Origin of the sequence: Streptomyces sp. NPDC059010 (assembly GCF_042740355.1) — a bacterium.
Taxonomy (GTDB): Bacteria; Actinomycetota; Actinomycetes; order Streptomycetales; family Streptomycetaceae; genus Streptomyces.
In genome coordinates, this window is sequence record NZ_JBHYJA010000027.1 from 117504 (window position 1) to 133800 (window position 16297).

General features: G+C 69.1%; 16 protein-coding genes. 13 read left to right on the forward strand and 3 right to left on the reverse strand.

Going from position 1 to position 16297, the window contains the following annotated elements; genetic code table 11:
* Window positions 1-24: 24 nt before the first annotated feature.
* From dnaK to ACFWYS_RS27805, 13 genes are all read left to right on the forward strand, one after another.
* Window positions 25-1941 carry a molecular chaperone DnaK gene (dnaK, locus tag ACFWYS_RS27745; RefSeq protein WP_384774412.1) on the forward strand — a complete coding sequence of 639 codons (1917 nt, stop codon included), beginning with the start codon at window positions 25-27 and terminating at the stop codon, window positions 1939-1941.
* 10 nt (window positions 1942-1951) lie between these two features.
* A complete protein-coding gene (gene grpE / locus ACFWYS_RS27750) occupies window positions 1952-2536 on the forward strand; it encodes a nucleotide exchange factor GrpE (RefSeq protein WP_384774415.1) in 585 nt (194 codons plus the stop codon).
* Window positions 2537-2542: 6 nt separating this feature from the next.
* Window positions 2543-3478, forward strand: a complete 936-nt coding sequence (locus ACFWYS_RS27755) for a DnaJ C-terminal domain-containing protein (RefSeq protein WP_384774417.1) — start codon at window positions 2543-2545, stop codon at window positions 3476-3478.
* The gene (locus tag ACFWYS_RS27760) at window positions 3478-3846 is read left to right on the forward strand and encodes a chaperone modulator CbpM (protein ID WP_384774420.1); all 369 of its coding nucleotides are present in this window, start codon (window positions 3478-3480) and stop codon (window positions 3844-3846) included. The genes ACFWYS_RS27755 and ACFWYS_RS27760 overlap by 1 nt, the downstream gene beginning before the upstream one ends.
* Window positions 3837-6476 carry an ATP-dependent chaperone ClpB gene (clpB, locus tag ACFWYS_RS27765; RefSeq protein WP_384774423.1) on the forward strand — a complete coding sequence of 880 codons (2640 nt, stop codon included), beginning with the start codon at window positions 3837-3839 and terminating at the stop codon, window positions 6474-6476. Before ACFWYS_RS27760 ends, clpB begins: the two co-directional genes overlap by 10 nt.
* A complete protein-coding gene (trxA, locus tag ACFWYS_RS27770; protein WP_384774426.1) occupies window positions 6473-6931 on the forward strand; it encodes a thioredoxin in 459 nt (152 codons plus the stop codon). The genes clpB and trxA overlap by 4 nt, the downstream gene beginning before the upstream one ends.
* Window positions 6932-6937: 6 nt before the next feature.
* Window positions 6938-7198, forward strand: coding sequence for a UBP-type zinc finger domain-containing protein (locus ACFWYS_RS27775; RefSeq protein WP_384774429.1), 261 nt, complete (start codon window positions 6938-6940; stop codon window positions 7196-7198).
* Complete coding sequence (locus ACFWYS_RS27780) at window positions 7198-8979, forward strand: FAD-dependent oxidoreductase (protein ID WP_384774432.1); 1782 nt, start codon at window positions 7198-7200, stop codon at window positions 8977-8979. The genes ACFWYS_RS27775 and ACFWYS_RS27780 overlap by 1 nt, the downstream gene beginning before the upstream one ends.
* Before the next feature lie 47 nt (window positions 8980-9026).
* Window positions 9027-9524 (forward strand): Hsp20/alpha crystallin family protein, encoded by a 498-nt coding sequence (locus ACFWYS_RS27785; RefSeq protein ID WP_384774434.1) that lies wholly within the window; start codon window positions 9027-9029, stop codon window positions 9522-9524.
* Between the two features lie 474 nt (window positions 9525-9998).
* Window positions 9999-11954 carry an MFS transporter gene (locus ACFWYS_RS27790; RefSeq protein ID WP_384774436.1) on the forward strand — a complete coding sequence of 652 codons (1956 nt, stop codon included), beginning with the start codon at window positions 9999-10001 and terminating at the stop codon, window positions 11952-11954.
* Entirely contained in the window at window positions 11951-12343 is a 393-nt protein-coding gene (locus ACFWYS_RS27795) for a DUF2267 domain-containing protein (RefSeq protein ID WP_384774439.1), read from the forward strand. The genes ACFWYS_RS27790 and ACFWYS_RS27795 overlap by 4 nt, the downstream gene beginning before the upstream one ends.
* 35 nt (window positions 12344-12378) lie before the next feature.
* Complete coding sequence (locus ACFWYS_RS27800; protein WP_384774442.1) at window positions 12379-12807, forward strand: DUF2267 domain-containing protein; 429 nt, start codon at window positions 12379-12381, stop codon at window positions 12805-12807.
* Between the two features lie 318 nt (window positions 12808-13125).
* Window positions 13126-14580 (forward strand): RNB domain-containing ribonuclease, encoded by a 1455-nt coding sequence (locus tag ACFWYS_RS27805; RefSeq protein ID WP_384774445.1) that lies wholly within the window; start codon window positions 13126-13128, stop codon window positions 14578-14580.
* A gap of 50 nt (window positions 14581-14630) precedes the next feature.
* On the opposite strand, the gene ACFWYS_RS27810 is transcribed toward ACFWYS_RS27805, so the two are convergent.
* From ACFWYS_RS27810 to ACFWYS_RS27820, 3 genes are all read right to left on the reverse strand, one after another.
* Window positions 14631-15209, reverse strand: coding sequence for a hypothetical protein (locus ACFWYS_RS27810; RefSeq protein ID WP_384774447.1), 579 nt, complete (start codon window positions 15207-15209; stop codon window positions 14631-14633).
* Window positions 15210-15216: 7 nt separating this feature from the next.
* On the reverse strand, window positions 15217-15585 hold the full coding sequence (locus tag ACFWYS_RS27815) for a hypothetical protein (RefSeq protein WP_384774449.1): 369 nt from the start codon (window positions 15583-15585) through the stop codon (window positions 15217-15219).
* Window positions 15586-15786: 201 nt separating this feature from the next.
* Window positions 15787-16050, reverse strand: coding sequence for a hypothetical protein (locus ACFWYS_RS27820; protein WP_384774451.1), 264 nt, complete (start codon window positions 16048-16050; stop codon window positions 15787-15789).
* Window positions 16051-16297 lie beyond the last annotated feature (247 nt).

Genomic DNA, 16297 nt, shown 5'->3' on the forward strand with positions numbered 1-16297 from the left:
CGCCCGTCGCGAAAGGAGTTCCTCATGGCCAAGGCAGTAGGCATCGACCTGGGCACCACGAACTCGGTGATCGCTGTCTGGGAGGGCGGCGAGTCGACGGTCGTTCCCAACAGTGAGGGAAACCGCACGACGCCGTCCGTGGTGGCCTTCACCGACACCGGCGAGCGCTTGGTGGGCCAGCTGGCCCGACGTCAGGCGATCCTCAACCCCAAGGGCACCATCTACTCGGCCAAGCGGTTCATCGGCCGGCACTTCGACGAGATCTCCGAAGAGGCCAAGGCCGTCGCGTACGACGTGGTCGAGGGAGACGGCGGCGCCGCCCGCTTCAAGGTGCGCGACAAGCTCTACGCGCCTGAGGAGATCAGCGCGCAGGTGCTGCGCAAGCTCGCCGACGACGCCTCCAAGCAGCTGGGAGAGCGGGTCACGGAGGCGGTCATCACGGTGCCCGCCTACTTCAACGACGCCCAGCGCACCGCCACCAAGGACGCCGGACGGATCGCCGGTCTGGAAGTGCTGCGGATCATCAACGAGCCGACCGCGGCCGCCCTCGCCTACGGCATGGACAAGAAGCAGCACGAGACGGTGCTCGTCTTCGACCTGGGCGGCGGCACCTTCGACGTCAGCATCCTCGACGTCGGCGACGGCGTGGTGGAGGTACGGTCCACGGCGGGCGACAGCCATCTGGGCGGCGACGACTTCGACCGCCGGCTGGTCGACCAGCTCGCCGACGGCTTCCAGAAGGAGAACGGCATCGACCTGCGCCAGGACCCACAGGCCCTGCAACGCCTCTTCGAGGCCGCCGAGAAGGCCAAGACCGAGCTCAGCTCGGTGACCCAGACGCAGGTCAGTCTGCCGTTCATCACGGCCGACGCCTCCGGGCCCAAGCATCTGACCACGACGATCATGCGGTCCACGTTCGAACAGATCACCGGTGACCTGGTGGAGCGCTGCCTGGGACCGGTGCGGCAGGCCATGGACGATGCCAAGGTCAGCGACAAGGACATCGACGAGGTCATCCTCGTCGGCGGCTCCACCCGCATCCCCGCCGTCCAGGCCCTGGTGCGGAGGCTGACCGGCGGCAAGGACCCCAACATGAGCGTCAACCCCGACGAGGTCGTGGCGATGGGTGCCGCGATCCAGGCCGGGGTCCTCAAGGGCGAGGTCAAGGATGTCCTGCTGCTCGACGTCACCCCGTTGTCGCTGGGCGTGGAAACGCGCGGCGGCGTGATGACGAAAATCATCGAGCGCAACACCACCATCCCGGTGCGCCGCTCCGAGACCTTCTCCACCGCCGAGGACAACCAGCCCGCCGTCGATGTCGTCGTCCTGCAGGGCGAGCGTGAGAGTGCTGCCGACAACCGGGTCCTGGGTCGCTTCCAGCTCACCGACATCCGCCCCGCGCCGCGCGGCGAGCCGCAGATCGAGGTCATCTTCGACATCGACGCCAACGGCATCCTCAACGTCACCGCGCGGGACAAGGACACCGGCAAGGAGCAGGGCATCACCATCAGCGAGAGCTCCAACCTCGATCGCACCGAGGTCGAGCGGATGGTCCAGGAGGCCGAGCGCAACCGTGGCGAGGACCAGGCCCTGCGCGAGGCGGTCGACGCCCGCAACGAACTGGACGCCATCGCCTACCAGGTCGAAAAGCGTCTCGGCGAGCTCGGCGACACCGCGCCCGCACACGAGAAGGCCCGCGCCGAGATGCTGGTGGCCGAGGCCCGCGAGGCCGTCAAGAACGAGGCCGGGGTGGACAAGGTCCGGCCGCTGACGTCCGAACTCCAGCAGGTCTTCGCGGGGCTCGCAGCCCACCAGGCTGGAGCCGCCGCGGGCGGTCCGGCGGGCACCGGCTCACCGGACGGATCCGGTCCCGGCGAGGCCGCGCCGGGCGGCGCCGGGGACGACGACGATGTGATCGACGCCGAGTTCGACAAGGGCTGAGGTGGCCCCCATGCCCGAGCCACACCGGGGCCGAGAGCCCGACCCGCCGCCCAAAGGCGCCGTACAGCCGCCGCGCGGGCACCTTGAGGAGTCCGGACCGCCGACCGAGGAGGCCGAGCCGGGGCCCGACGCCGCAACCAGCGCCGCCGCACCCGAGAACGAATACGAGGCCGCGCTGCGAGAAGCCGAGGACCGCTGGCGCCGCGCCCTGGCCGACCTCGACAACCTGCGCAAACGCCACGCCAGGGAGCTGGCGCGGGAGGCCGCGGCCGAACGCGCCCGTACGGCCGCGGCCTTCCTGCCCGTCATCGACAACCTGGAACTTGCCCTGAGCCACGCGACCGCCGACCCCGACGCGATCGTCGAAGGTGTCCGGGCCGTGCGCGACCAGGCCGTGAACGTCCTGGAGCGGCTGGGCTACCCGCGCCACGCAGAGAGGGGCGTGTCATTCGACCCGGCCCGGCACGAGGTGGTCGGCGTGGTCCAGGATCCCGACGCCGATCCGAACACCGTGGTCCAGGTACTGCGACCCGGTTACGGGGAGGCAGAGCGGCAGCTGCGGCCTGCCGCCGTTACCGTCGCCAAGCGGGAGTGACCCTCCATGGCACGCGACTTCTACGAAGTGCTCGGCGTTGCGCGCACCGCCGACCCGGACGAGATCCAGCGGGCCTACCGCACCCTGGCCCGCAAGTACCACCCCGACGTCAACAAGGACCCCCAGGCGGAGGAGCGGTTCAAGGAGATCAATGAGGCCTTCAGCGTCCTGTCCGATCCGGAGCAGCGAGCCCGCTACGACCGCTTCGGCGAGGACTTCCGGAAGGTCCCGGAGGACTGGGAGGAGCGCGTCGCCGCCGGCGCCGGAGCCGGCAGCGGCTTCTGGGGGACCACCGGCGGCGGTCCCCGGGTGCGGTACTCCACGGCAGGCTTCGGGGGCGAGGGGGTCGACGTCGAGGATCTGTTCGGCTCGCTGTTCGGGGGCGCCGGGCGGATGCGTGTGCCCGGCGCCGACCAGGAGGCGGAGCTGCCGCTCACCGTCGAGGAGGCATATCGGGGCGGCCGCCGTACCGTCACCCTCGCCGGGCCGTCCGGGCAGCGGCGCTACCAGGTCGACGTGCCGCCCGGCGCCACCGACGGGCAGCGCATCCGGCTGGCCGGTGAGGGCGGGCGCGGGAGCGGAGACGACGCTCCCGCCGGGGACCTGTACCTGAGGGTGCGGATCCAGCCGCACCCCGAGTTCCGCCTCGACGGCCGGGACGTCCACGTGAAGCTTCCGGTCACCCCGTGGGAGGCGGCGCTGGGCGCGACCGTACCGGTGCCCACCCCGAGCGGTGCCACGGCGAAGGTGACCGTGCCCGCCGGGTCCTCCAGCGGACGGCGCCTGCGGCTGCGCGGCGAGGGCTTGCCGGGCCCGCGCGGCGCGAACGGAGACCTGTACGCGGAGCTGCGGATCATGGTGCCGCCCCGGCTGAGCGACCGGGAGCGGGAGCTGCTGGAGGAACTTGCCGCTGTCTCCTCGTTCGACCCCAGGAGGACGTGATGAGCGACCGACCGGCCGAGGCCAGAACGTCCCACGCACGCGCGCACGAGGTGGGCGTGCAGTACGCGATCGTGCCCGTGCCCAGGCTCTCCCTGGAGACCGTGGCCCGCCGCTCAGGCGTCCATCCCGACCTGATCCGTCGGTTCGTCGCACTCGGACTGGTGGACGCCGACCGTGACGCCTCCGGACGGCTGGTGTTCGCCCCCACGGCCCCGGCCGCCCTGGCCCGCGTCCAGCGATTGCGCACCGGGCTGTGCCTGAACTATGCATCCGTCGGTCTGGTGCTCGACCTGCTCGATCGCATCAGCTTGCTCGAAGCCGCGCTGCGGCGTGCAGGCATGAGGAGTGATCTACCACCATGGACATGAACCGCCTGACACAGAAGTCCCAGGAAGCCCTGCAGGAGGCCCAGAGCGCCGCAGGCCGCCTGGGCCACACCGAGGTCGACGGCGAGCATCTGCTGCTCGCCCTCCTCGACCAGGAAGAGGGCCTGATCCCGCGGCTGCTGCAGCAGGCGGGCACCGAGCCCGAGGAGTTGCGCGCGGCCGTACGCGAGGAGCTCTCCCGCCGGCCCAAGGTGACCGGCCCCGGCGCGGCACCGGGCCAGGTCTTCGTCACCCAGCGACTGGCCCGGCTGCTGGACGCGGCGGAGCGGGAGGCCAAACGCCTCAAGGACGAGTACGTGTCCGTGGAACACCTGCTGCTGGCCCTGGCCGAGGAGGGCTCGGCGACCGCCGCCGGGCGCCTGCTGAAGGAGCACGGCGTGACCCGGGATTCCTTCCTCGGCGCGCTCACCCAGGTCCGCGGCAACCAGCGCGTGACCTCCGCCAACCCCGAGGTGGCCTACGAGGCCCTGGAGAAGTACGGCCGTGACCTGGTCGCCGAGGCCAGGACCGGGCGCCTCGACCCCGTCATCGGCCGGGATGCCGAGATCCGCCGCGTCACCCAGATCCTCAGCCGCAAGAGCAAGAACAACCCTGTCCTGATCGGCGATCCCGGCGTCGGCAAGACCGCCATAGTGGAGGGGCTCGCCCAGCGCATCGTGCGCGGTGACGTGCCCGAAGGACTGCGCGACAAGACGGTGTTCGCCCTCGACATGGGCTCGCTCGTGGCAGGCGCCAAGTACCGCGGCGAGTTCGAGGAACGCCTCAAGGCCGTGCTGAGCGAGGTAAAGGCCGCCGAGGGGCGGATCCTGCTCTTCGTCGACGAGTTGCACACGGTCGTCGGCGCGGGCGCCGCCGAGGGCGCCATGGACGCCGGCAACATGCTCAAGCCCATGCTGGCACGCGGCGAACTGCACATGATCGGCGCGACCACCCTGGACGAGTACCGCAAGCACATCGAGAAGGACGCCGCCCTCGAACGCCGCTTCCAGCAGGTTCTGGTCGACGAACCCAGCCTGGAGGACACCATCTCCATCCTGCGCGGACTGCGTGAACGCCTGGAGGTCTTCCACGGGGTCAAGATCCAGGACACCGCGCTGGTCGCGGCGGCGACGCTCTCCCACCGCTACATCACCGACCGTTTCCTGCCCGACAAGGCCATCGACCTCGTCGACGAGGCCTGCGCCCGGCTGCGTACGGAGATCGACTCCATGCCCGCCGAACTCGACGAGATCACCCGCCGGGTGACCCGCCTGGAGATCGAGGAAGCCGCCCTGTCCAAGGAGACCGACGCCGCCAGCAAGGCCCGCCTGGAGGAACTGCGCAAGGAACTGGCCGACCTGCGCGGCGAGGCCGACGCCAAACACGCCCAGTGGGAGGCCGAACGGCAGGCGATCCGCCGCGTGCAGGAACTGCGCCAGGAACTGGAGCAGGTCCGCCACGAGGCGGAGGAGGCCGAACGCGCCTACGACCTCAACCGCGCCGCCGAACTCCGCTACGGCCGCCTCCAGGACCTGGAGCGCCGACTCGCCGCGGAGGAGGACCAACTGGCCGCCAAACAAGGGCAGAACCGGCTGCTGCGCGAGGTCGTCACCGAGGAGGAGATCGCCGACATCGTCGCCGCCTGGACCGGCATCCCCGTGGCTCGCCTCCAGGAGGGCGAACGCGAGAAACTGCTGCGCCTCGACGAGATCCTGCGCGAGCGCGTCATCGGCCAGGACGAGGCCGTCAAGCTCGTCGCCGACGCCATCATCCGCGCCCGCTCCGGCATCCGCGACCCGCGCCGCCCCATCGGCTCGTTCATCTTCCTCGGCCCCACCGGCGTCGGGAAGACCGAGCTGGCCAAGACCCTCGCCCGGGCCCTTTTCGACTCCGAGGAGAACATGGTTCGCCTCGACATGAGCGAGTACCAGGAGCGGCACACCGTCAGCCGGCTGATGGGGGCCCCGCCCGGATACGTCGGCTACGAGGAGGGCGGCCAACTCACCGAGGCCGTACGCCGCAAGCCGTACTCGGTCGTGCTGTTCGACGAGATCGAGAAGGCGCACACCGATGTGTTCAACACCCTGCTGCAGATCCTCGATGACGGCCGCATCACCGATGCCCAGGGCCGCACGGTCGACTTCCGCAACACCGTGATCATCATGACGTCCAACATCGGCTCCGAGCACCTCCTCGACGGCGCCACCGCCGAGGGTGAGATCAAGCCGGACGCCCGCGCCCTGGTGATGGGCGAGCTGCGTGAGCACTTCCGCCCGGAGTTCCTCAACCGCGTCGACGACATCGTGCTGTTCAAGCCGCTCGGCGAGTCCCAGATCGAGCGGATCGTGGAGCTGCAGTTCGACGAGCTGCGGCAGCGGCTCGCCGAGCGCCGCATCACCGTCGAACTCACCGACGCCGCCCGGGAGGTGATTGCCCATCAGGGCTACGACCCGGTGTACGGGGCCCGGCCGCTGCGGCGTTACATCTCCCACGAGGTCGAGACCCTGGTCGGGCGCGCCCTGCTGCGCGGCGACGTCCAGGACGGCGCGACGGTCCGCATCGACGCCCAGCACGCAGAGCTGGTGGTCACCTACGACCAGCCCGAGGACGTGAAGGGAGCGAGGGCGGCATGACCACCGTGCAGGCCACCAACGTCACCTGCCCGCACTGCGGGCGCACCAACCGGGTACCCGTGGTGGCCGAGGGCAGCCCCAGGTGCGGCAACTGCAAGCAGCCTCTGCCGTGGATGGCCGACGCGGGCGACGACGACTTCACCGAGGTCGTCGAGCAGGCCACAGTGCCCGTCGTCGTCGACCTGTGGGCCACCTGGTGCGGCCCCTGCCGCATGGTGAGCCCGGCGCTGGAGAAGGTCGCCGCCGATCTCGCGGGAAAGATCAAGCTGGTCAAGGTCGACATCGACAAGAACCCGCGCCTGGCGCAGCGGTTCGAGGTCCAGGCGGTACCGACGCTGCTGGTCCTCGACAAAGGACAGACCATCGCCCGACAGGCGGGTGCCGCACCTGCCCCTGCCCTGCGGCAGTGGGTGGAGCACTCGATCGCGGGCCACGAACCGGCCGGGAAAGGGTGATCGGCCATGGCCGTAGGAACAGACCCGCACCTCGCCCTCGTACGCCGCGTCACTCCGCGCGCCCCAGGGTGCGAGGAATGCCTGGCCACGCGTTCCCCCTGGGTCCACCTCAGGCTCTGCCTGACCTGCGGCCACGTCGGCTGCTGCGATTCCTCGCCGAACCGGCACGCCCGCCGTCACGCCGCCGCCGACGGCCATCCGATCGTGGCGTCGCTGGAGCCCGGCGAGGACTGGCGGTGGTGCTTCGTCCACGAGGCGTTCGTGTGATGCCCGGCGACGAGACGCGGCCGAGCGCAGCGCCCGTGCCGGACGAGACGGAGGAGAGCGTCCCCTTCGAGACCCCCGACATCTACGGCGCCTATCCCCGCCTGTCGGACGACCAGATGGCCCGCCTGGCGCAGCACGGCCAGAGGCGCGCGGTTGACGCCGGTGACGTGCTGATCCGGGAGGGGGAGCGGTGCGAGGCGTTCTATGTCGTCCTCAGTGGCTCGGTCGCCATCGTCGAGGGCTACGGCACACCCGGCGAACGCCTGCTGCGTGTGCACGGCCCTGGCCGCTTCATCGGCGAACTCGGCCTCCTGAACGGACAGGTGGCCTTCTACACCGCCGTGGTCAGGGACCCCGGCGAGATCCTCGCCCTGTCCATGGATCAGCTGCGTGACCTGGTGACCCGGGACTCCATCCTCGGTGATGTGGTGCTGCGCGCCTGCCTGGGCCGCCGTGCTCTGCTCGTCGGGCAGGGCGCCGGTTTCCGTATCATCGGCTCGCGCTATTCGCCCGACACCCGGCGGCTGCGCGAGTTCGCCGCCCGCAACCGGCTGCCGCACCGCTGGATCGATCTGGAGACGGACGAGGAGGCCGAGGCGCTGCTGCGCCGCTTCGCGGTCGGTCCGGAGCAGACGCCGCTGGTGATCTGGCGGGACACGACCCTGCTGCGCAACCCGAGCAACGCCGAACTGGCCCGGTTGATCGGTCTGTCGCCCCTGCCGTCGGGCAACGGCCGCGGCGATCTCCTGATCGTCGGCTCCGGTCCGGCCGGTCTCGCCGCCGCGGTGAACGCCGCCTCGGAGGGCCTCGGCACGACCGTGGTCGAGGCGATGGCCACCGGCGGCCAGGCCGGGACGTCGTCCCGCATCGACAACTGCTTCGGCTTCCCCTCCGGCATATCCGGCGCCGAACTCACCGAGCGGGCTGTGCTCCAGGCGAGCAAGTTCGGCGCCCGGATCAGCGTCCCGGCGGAGGCAGCCCGGCTCGAACGGCGGGACGGCCACTACGCCGTCGGGTTCGCCGACGGCAGCGAGATCACCGCCCGTACCGTCGTCCTGGCCACCGGCGCCCACTACCGCCGCCTCCATGTGCCCGGCATCGAGCCGTTGGAGGGCGCGAGCGTCCACTACTCGGCGACCGTCTACGAGGCCCAGCAGTGCCGTGCCGACCCGGTGGCGGTCGTCGGCGGCGGCAACTCCGCGGGGCAGGCCGTGCTCTTCCTGGCCGGGTACGCACCGCAGGTGTATCTGCTCGTCCGTGGGCCGAGTCTTGAGGCGCACATGTCCCGTTACCTGATCGACCAGGTCGAGCGGCACCCGCGGGTGCGCGTGCTGCTGCACACCGAGGTGACCGAGGCACTCGGCGACAAGGCGCTGGAGGCGGTCACCGTGGTCGACCACCGTACGGGCGAGCACCGCCACCTCGCGGTGCGGGCCCTGTTCGTCTTCACCGGCGCCGACCCCCACACCGAGTGGCTGTCCGGCGCGCTCGCGCTCGACGCGCGCGGCTTCGTGCTCACCGGCGCGGAGGCGCAGGCCTGCTCCGTTCCCGGTCTGTGGCAGAGCCAGGGACGCGACTGCCTGACGTTGGAGACCAGCCTGCCTGGCGTCTTCGCCGCCGGTGACGTCCGCAGCGGCTCGGTGAAACGCGTGGCCTCCGCGGTCGGCGAAGGCGCGATGAGCATCCACTTCGTGCACCGCTACCTGGACCACACGGCCGCGCCCGGCGGCACCGACAGCTCCTCACGCACCCGTCCGAAGGAGTCCGCTTGGCTCGCATGACACCCAGCGGGCGACGAAATCACGAGAAGGAGAAGGAGGCGATGGGAATGACCACGCCCGTCCGGCGTCACCGCGGTGGCGCAATGCAGGGCAGCCCCGTCGGCTGGGCACGCAACCCGCTGACGGAGTTCGACCAACTGCTCAGCGAGATGAGCGGACTGATCGAATCCACACTGGAAGGCACTGCGCCCGCAGTCGCATGGACACCCCTGGCGGATGTCACGGAGTCCGACGACGCCTTCCACGTCGAGATCGAACTCCCCGGCGTCAAGAGCAAGGACATCAACGTCGAAGCGAACGGCCAGGAGTTGGTGGTCACCGGAGAGATCAAGGAGAAGGAACGCAAGGGCATCCTGCGCCGGAGCACCCGCCGCACCGGATCCTTCGAGTACCGGCTGCGGCTGCCCGGAGAGGTCGACACCGAAAAGATCAATGCGCAGATGTCGGATGGGGTGCTCACCGTCTCCGTCCCCAAGGCCGAGGTCGCAAAGCCCCGGCACATCGAGATCAGCGAGACGGGTGAAAACACCGAGAACAAGGGCTGAGAGGCGAACGCCGCGGTTCCGGAAACCCCTCCGGCATCGCGGCCGGGCCGACGAGGCTCGACACCCGGGGTGACATATGAACGACGTCCCGTATGACAACCCCTCATGGCGGCGGAGACTCGGCATGCGGCTCCCCACCGGCTTCCTTTCGGCGCCGCAGACGCCAGGCGCGCAGCAGCCGAAGGGGGAGCAGGCCCAGCGGTGCTCGCCGGCCCAGGTCCGCCTGGTCTTCGCGGTCGAATGCCCGTGCGTAACGCTCGGCGTCCTGGGCCGTGGGATATCGCTTGCTTCCCTCCGCTCCGCACCCACGCACGCAGTGCCAGAGCATCGTGTCGCCCTCATGGAGAAAGCGGAAACGGTGTCCCAGGAGTTGGCAGCGCAGCACAGAAGACCACCCTATGCGGACCAGTCCATTCCGGCCTGCTCTGTCCCTCTGCAGGCAACAGCCCGTGGCCCTGAACGAGGAGGCACGGCATGACCACCACCGCCGAGCTCGGTGTCGTCACGACCAAGGTCCCCGCCCGGCTTGACCGGCTGCCGTGGTCCCGATTCCATTGGCGGATCGTCATCGGTCTGGGAACCGTCTGGATTCTTGACGGACTCGAAGTGACGATCGTCGGGGCGGTTGCCGCCCGTATGACCGAGCCGGGCAGTGGCATCAACCTGACCAGCGCCGACATAGGCACTGCCGCCGCCATCTACGTGGCAGGCGCGTGTGCGGGCGCTCTGTTGTTCGGGAGGCTCACGGACCGCTACGGGCGCAAGAAGCTGTTCATGCTCACGCTCGGCATCTATATCCTCGCCACCGTCGCGACCGCGTTCGCCCACGACGCCTGGTACCTCTACCTCGCCCGCTTCATCACCGGTATGGGCATCGGCGGCGAGTATGCCGCGATCAACTCGGCCATCGACGAGCTGATTCCAGCCCGTAACCGCGGGCAGGTGGATCTGGCCATCAACGGCAGCTACTGGGTCGGTGCGGCGCTCGGCAGCCTGGTCGCCGTGCTGCTTCTCAACGAGGGTCTGCTGGCAGCCGACCTCGGCTGGCGACTGGCCTTCGGCCTGGGCGGCATCCTGGGCCTGGGCATCATGCTGGTACGCCGCCACGTGCCGGAGAGTCCACGCTGGCTGTTCATCCACGGGCATCAAGCCGAGGCTGAACGCATCGTCGACCAGATCGAGGCCGAGGTGCACCAAGAGACCGGCCGTGAGCTGCCGGAACCGGGCGAGGCGGTCACCGTACGCCAGCGCGACGTCATCCCGTTCAGGGAGATCGCCAACGCGGCTCTGCGGCGGTACCCGCGTCGCGCCGTTCTCGGTCTGGCGCTCTTCATCGGACAGGCGTTCCTGTACAACGCGATCGTCTTCGACCTGGGCACCATCCTGAACGGCTTCTTCGACATCGGCTCCGGCTCGATCCCCTACTTCCTCGCCCTCTTCGCCATCGCCAACTTCCTCGGACCACTCCTTCTCGGCCGACTGTTCGACACCGTCGGCAGAAAGCCGATGATCGCGGGCACCTACTTCGGCTCAGCAGTCGTGGCGGCCGTCCTCGCCGTCCTGCTGATCAACGGCTCCCTGACGACATGGTCGTTCTTCCTGCTGGTCTCGCTGACCTTCTTCGTGGCATCCGCGGGAGCGAGCTCGGCCTACCTGACGGTGAGCGAGGTCTTCCCCATGGAGACCCGAGCCCTGTCCATCTCGCTGTTCTTCGCGATCGGCACGGCCGTGGGCGGAATCACCGGCCCGCTGCTGTTCGGCCACTTGATTCACAGTGGCGATGCCGACCTGGTGGCCATCGGCTTCCTCGTCGGAGCGGCAGCCATGGCGCTGGGCGGGCTGGCCGAGGTCTTCTTCGGCGTCCGGGCCGAACAACAGTCCCTGGAGAACATCGCCCGTCCGCTCACCGCTGAGGAAGCCGAGGCAGCCTGGCGCAACGAGCCCGCACCACAGGACGCACGAGACCGCCGCCGGCCCGAGCACATCCGGCAGGCCGAGCACGAGCGGGAACAGCGGATCGCCGACCGCACCGCCCGCCGCCGGGAGCGGGAGCGCACCGGAGCCCGCCGCTACCGCCCGGGCACCGGACCGGGCAGCACCATGTACTCGCCGGGGATGGCCGGCACCGCGGGCACGGCAAGCCGTACGTCCGCCATGGCCGAACAACGCCTCGACGACGAGATCGAACAGATCACCCACGCGCTCCAAGAAACCGGCCCGACGAGCCGCGACCGACTCGAACAGGCCGTGGGCGGCCGTTCCTGGGGCCCCGGACGCTTCCGCCGTGCCCTGCGTGAGTCCGAGCGGGAGTCCAGGGCAAGGAGCCTTGCCAACGGCAGCTACGCGCCGACGGACGGACCCGGACGGCTCGACACCGCACCGGACGACCCCCATGACCAGAGTGACCGGGGCAGAAGGAGGCAGCGATGAAGTACGACGGATTCCTCGCCCGTGTACGCGAGCGAGGCGAATACAACGACCAGGACGAAGCCGCGGACGCCACCAACGCCGTGCTGGAAGTGCTGGCCCAACGGATCAGCCCGGGAGAGGTCAAGGACCTCGCATCCCAGCTGCCCGGCCCGCTGGGACAAGTTCTGGAACATGCCACACCGCAGCAGGCGCAGAGCTTCGGGATCGAAGAGTTCTACCGCCGGGTCGCCGAGCGCACCCATGCCCGGCCGCGGACGGCGCAGTGGGACGCCAGCGCGGTCCTGACCACTGTTGCCGACGCTGTCACCGGCGGAGAACTGAATCAGGTCATCAGCCAACTCCCCTCCAGTTACGCGGTCCTGTTCGGCAAGGCCGACCTCGCGGACTGAGCCCGTGAGGCGCCCAGAACGAAAGGCCCACGCACATGGTCGATACAGGTTTCTCCTCGTTCGACACCATGGTGGACAAGGCCAATCGGCTCCTCAAAGACGTCGAGGAGGCCTTCGAATGGCCGAAAGACCGGCGCAAGCAGTCGTACGCGGCACTGCGGGCCGTGCTGCACCCGCTCCGGGATCGTCTCCCGGTCGAGACGGCCGTACAGTTCGGAGCCCAGCTCCCGACCATCGTCAGAGGCGTCTACTACGACGGCTGGAAACCGGCCGAGACACCCGTGAAGATGAGCAACGAGGAGTTCCTCGCACGGGTCCGGAGTGAATTCCCCTATGCGGTCGAGGGCGGCAGCGAGAAGCTGGTGCGCACCGTACTGAAATCTCTGGAGCGCCATGTGAGCGCCGGCGAATGGCAGCACCTCAAATCCCGGGTGCCGAACTCGTTTGCCGCGCTCCTGCCGTGATCCGGGCGGAGGAGATCGCGAGCACGGCCCAGCGCGCCGAGCAGGCCTGCGACGCCCGGACCGTCCCAACCCCTAAGGGCTCTCCCGTAATCCCCGGTGGATCAGCGCGCGGCGTCAGATGCGATGCATCGCAAGGCGGAGGATCGTCCTCATACTGGGCATGTTCGGGTGATCCGACAACGCGGCGAGGTGCTGTAGCTGTCGTCGCGCGCCCTCCGGCGATGTCCCCTCCCCGCGGGGCCGCCGTCGCCCCGGTCCCCTCCGCCGCCCGGCCCTGCTCGCCGCGCCGGTTCGTGACCGCCGCCCTACGCTCGGGGCATGCAACGCCGCCTGATGCACATGTCTGCCGAGGCCCAGGACGCTCTGCGCACCGCGCTGGAGGAACTCCGCGCGGAGCTGAAGGTCCCCCTGAGCTTCCCCAAGCGCGTACTCAAAGCGGCCCACAAGGCCGCGGGTGAGGCGCGCTTGCCCGACAAGGACGCCACCCACCTGCCGTTCTTCACGATCGATCCGCCGACCTCGAAGGACCTCGACCAGGCCATGCACCTGGAACGGCGGCCCGGTGGCGGCTACCGCGTGTACTACGCCATCGCGGACGTGGCGACCTTCGTCAGGGCGGGCAGCCCTCTGGACATCGAGGCGCACGACAGGATCGAAACGCTGTACTTCCCCGACCTCAAGGTGCCCCTGCACCCGCCCGTCCTCTCCGAAGGCGCGGCCAGCCTGCTGCCGAACCAGGACCGTCCCGCCCTGTTGTGGCAGCACGACCTAGACGCCCACGGCAATCTGACCGACTCGTCCGTGAGCCGGGCCATGATCCGAAGTCGGACCCAGCTCGACTACGCCGGCGCCCAGCAGGCCATCGAGAACGGCACGGCGGAGGAGTCCCTAGCCTTGCTGCGCGAGATCGGCGAGCTGCGGGAAGCCGTCGAAATCGCGCGCGGCGGCATCTCGGTGAATCTGCCGGACCAGGAGGTCACCCTTGAGGACGGATCGTTCCGGCTGCGCTACGTGGCGACGCTGCCGGTCGAGGGCTGGAACGAGCAGATCTCCCTCATGACCGGGATGTCCGCGGCCCAGATCATACTCGACACGGGTACCGGCATCCTGCGGACCCAGAAGGAGCAGGCCGATCAGAACGTGATCAAGCGCCTGCACGACATCGCGAAGGCCCTGGGCATCGGCTGGCGTCCCGGGATCTCGTACGCCACGCTGGTCCGCAAGCTCGATCCCCAGAACCAGCAGCACATGGCCTTCCTCACCGAGGCCACGAGCACGATGCTCAAGGCGGAGTACACCGTCTTCCGCGACAACCAGAAGCCGGCGTACACGATGCACGCAGCGATCGCGGCCCCGTACACCCATTGCACGGCTCCGCTGCGGCGTCTGGTCGACCGGTACGCCGGTGAGCTGTGTGTGATGGCGTGCGCGGACAAGGCCCCGCCGAACTGGGTGCTCGACGCCCTGTCCTGCATCCCGTGCGACACGGCACGGGGGAAGGGCGGCCCGGCGGACCGGCAGACCGTGGACCTGGCCGAGGCCGCGCTGCTCAAGGACCGCGTGGGCGAGGTGTTCGACGCCAGGGTCATCGACACCGACGCGGAGCGGGGCAGGCCGCGCGAGGGCAAAGTGTTCCTGGCCGACCCCGCCGTGCTGGCCAAGGTCGTCTCGACCAACGGCCTGGATCTCCAGCTCGGATCCAGCATCAGGGCCAGGCTCAAGCAGGCGGACCCCGCCGCGGACGAGGACAAGGTCCTCTTCACCGTGCCCTAAGACCGTGTCCTATGTGGTGAGGCGGTCTTATTCCCCTTCATCGGCATCGGTCAGCCGCGCATAATCAGCTCGTCCGGGAGTTCGGGGAACATCTTCCGTGCCGAGTCGGATACACACTGCACCGCCATCGCGTCCTCCGCCGCGACCTCCTTGAAGTCAGGGAAGTTCCGCTCCTTCCCCGTCACTGGGACGCCGCTCGCCTTGAGGCATGCCGAGACGGCCCGACGCAGCTCTTCGTCCATCACCTGCGGCCTGGCTTCCACAAAGGCGGGCTCGATGTCCGAGATATGCGAGAGATTGCACTCCTCCACTGCGGAGTTGTACACGTCCGGTGACCCTGACGGAGTGATCTCGTACAGCAGGGTCAGACCATCTACCGGGCTGCGCAAGGGGGCACTGACCTCATAGCCGGCCTTCCGTACGCAGGAAATGAACCGGTCCACGGCGTTGCGGTATTCCGCTGGTGTGACGACGCCGTCGGCCAGTGCCCATTCCTGGGCACTGCGCGCGTCGGCCTTGACCGTTCCCTGATCGCCAGGGTCGGCAGTCGGGGAACAGGAGACCATCGCGGCAGATACCGCTGCGGCCAGCGTCAGTGCGGCGGCCAGCCGCAGCAGCAGTGCTCGCATACGTGCGCTAGCTCCTGGTCACGTTGCAGTCGTTGCAGCCCCAGTGCAAGCCGTACCGGGCTTTCAAGCCGATCGTGGTGTAGGCCTCATTGCGATCTCCGTACTTGCGTGTGGTCCAGTAGCCGTCGTACCTCTCAAACGCCACGCTCAGCGTGCCCTGACACGTTCCACTCTGACGCTTGGTCTGCGCCCAACTGGTGTCGGAGCTGGACCAGTACCCGCTCGCCACATAGTTCTTGCCGCAGCTACGTTCCACCGTGCGGTTATCCCCGAGCGCCTCCGCTGGCGTCGCCAGGAGCAGTGCTCCGAGAACGGCGAACGCAGTCAGCGCGGCAAATACGGTGACGCGCACCCCCCGCGTTATCCCGATGGACATGTCGCATCCCCCTTGTTGGTATCGGTCGTGGATGGAGGCTAACGGCGTAGAGAGCTCAACGACAACGGACTGCACTGGCCAACTTCGTTGCCATGAACGGGAGATGACCCTGCCTCGCGCGTGAAGACAATGTAGTTCGGCGGTCTTGCGTGCCGGTTAACTTCGCTGTATGCGGGCTGAGTTAGAGCGCCCGCTGGTTGGTCACCGGATGCGGAGGCTTCGAGGCGGCCGGGCCAGCGATAGAGGGTCCATGCCCGGCGGTTCAGTGACCAGCGGGATGCCGTATGCCTCGGTGAGCCATGAGCGTTTGACGCCTTGTTTGTTCCAGTCGATGGGGCTCTTGCCCGCGCACTTGCCGCCCAAGGGGGCCTTGGTTTGGCCGCCGTCGGCATTGAGCTGCTCAAGGCCGAGCCCGATCACGCGGTCGAAGGCGGCGAGCGTGGCCAGGCGCAGGGCCTCGTCCACACCGGCCAGAGAGCGGCCGAAACAACTCCTTGGTTTCGGGATGGCTCAGGGCGGGGTCAGCGTATGACCGGCGATGGCTGCAGGCTGGTCCTGCTGCTCGGTGATTACTGAGCTTGTAGGCGTGGTGTCGCGTGAGGCTGACGCCTGGTGACCGTCGCGGTATGTCCGAGGTATGAGGTATCCGCAAGGCGGTGGGCTGACGGATGAGCGGCGGGCGTTTCGCGAGCGCATCCGCATGGAAGCTGCT

Coding starts and splice junctions, on each gene's coding strand:
- dnaK (WP_384774412.1), top strand. CDS start 25: ATGGCCAAGGCAGTAGGCATCGACCTGGGCACCACGAACTCGGTGATC.
- grpE (WP_384774415.1), top strand. CDS start 1,952: ATGCCCGAGCCACACCGGGGCCGAGAGCCCGACCCGCCGCCCAAAGGC.
- ACFWYS_RS27755 (WP_384774417.1), top strand. CDS start 2,543: ATGGCACGCGACTTCTACGAAGTGCTCGGCGTTGCGCGCACCGCCGAC.
- ACFWYS_RS27760 (WP_384774420.1), top strand. CDS start 3,478: ATGAGCGACCGACCGGCCGAGGCCAGAACGTCCCACGCACGCGCGCAC.
- clpB (WP_384774423.1), top strand. CDS start 3,837: ATGGACATGAACCGCCTGACACAGAAGTCCCAGGAAGCCCTGCAGGAG.
- trxA (WP_384774426.1), top strand. CDS start 6,473: ATGACCACCGTGCAGGCCACCAACGTCACCTGCCCGCACTGCGGGCGC.
- ACFWYS_RS27775 (WP_384774429.1), top strand. CDS start 6,938: ATGGCCGTAGGAACAGACCCGCACCTCGCCCTCGTACGCCGCGTCACT.
- ACFWYS_RS27780 (WP_384774432.1), top strand. CDS start 7,198: ATGCCCGGCGACGAGACGCGGCCGAGCGCAGCGCCCGTGCCGGACGAG.
- ACFWYS_RS27785 (WP_384774434.1), top strand. CDS start 9,027: ATGACCACGCCCGTCCGGCGTCACCGCGGTGGCGCAATGCAGGGCAGC.
- ACFWYS_RS27790 (WP_384774436.1), top strand. CDS start 9,999: ATGACCACCACCGCCGAGCTCGGTGTCGTCACGACCAAGGTCCCCGCC.
- ACFWYS_RS27795 (WP_384774439.1), top strand. CDS start 11,951: ATGAAGTACGACGGATTCCTCGCCCGTGTACGCGAGCGAGGCGAATAC.
- ACFWYS_RS27800 (WP_384774442.1), top strand. CDS start 12,379: ATGGTCGATACAGGTTTCTCCTCGTTCGACACCATGGTGGACAAGGCC.
- ACFWYS_RS27805 (WP_384774445.1), top strand. CDS start 13,126: ATGCAACGCCGCCTGATGCACATGTCTGCCGAGGCCCAGGACGCTCTG.
- ACFWYS_RS27810 (WP_384774447.1), bottom strand. CDS start 15,209: ATGCGAGCACTGCTGCTGCGGCTGGCCGCCGCACTGACGCTGGCCGCA.
- ACFWYS_RS27815 (WP_384774449.1), bottom strand. CDS start 15,585: ATGTCCATCGGGATAACGCGGGGGGTGCGCGTCACCGTATTTGCCGCG.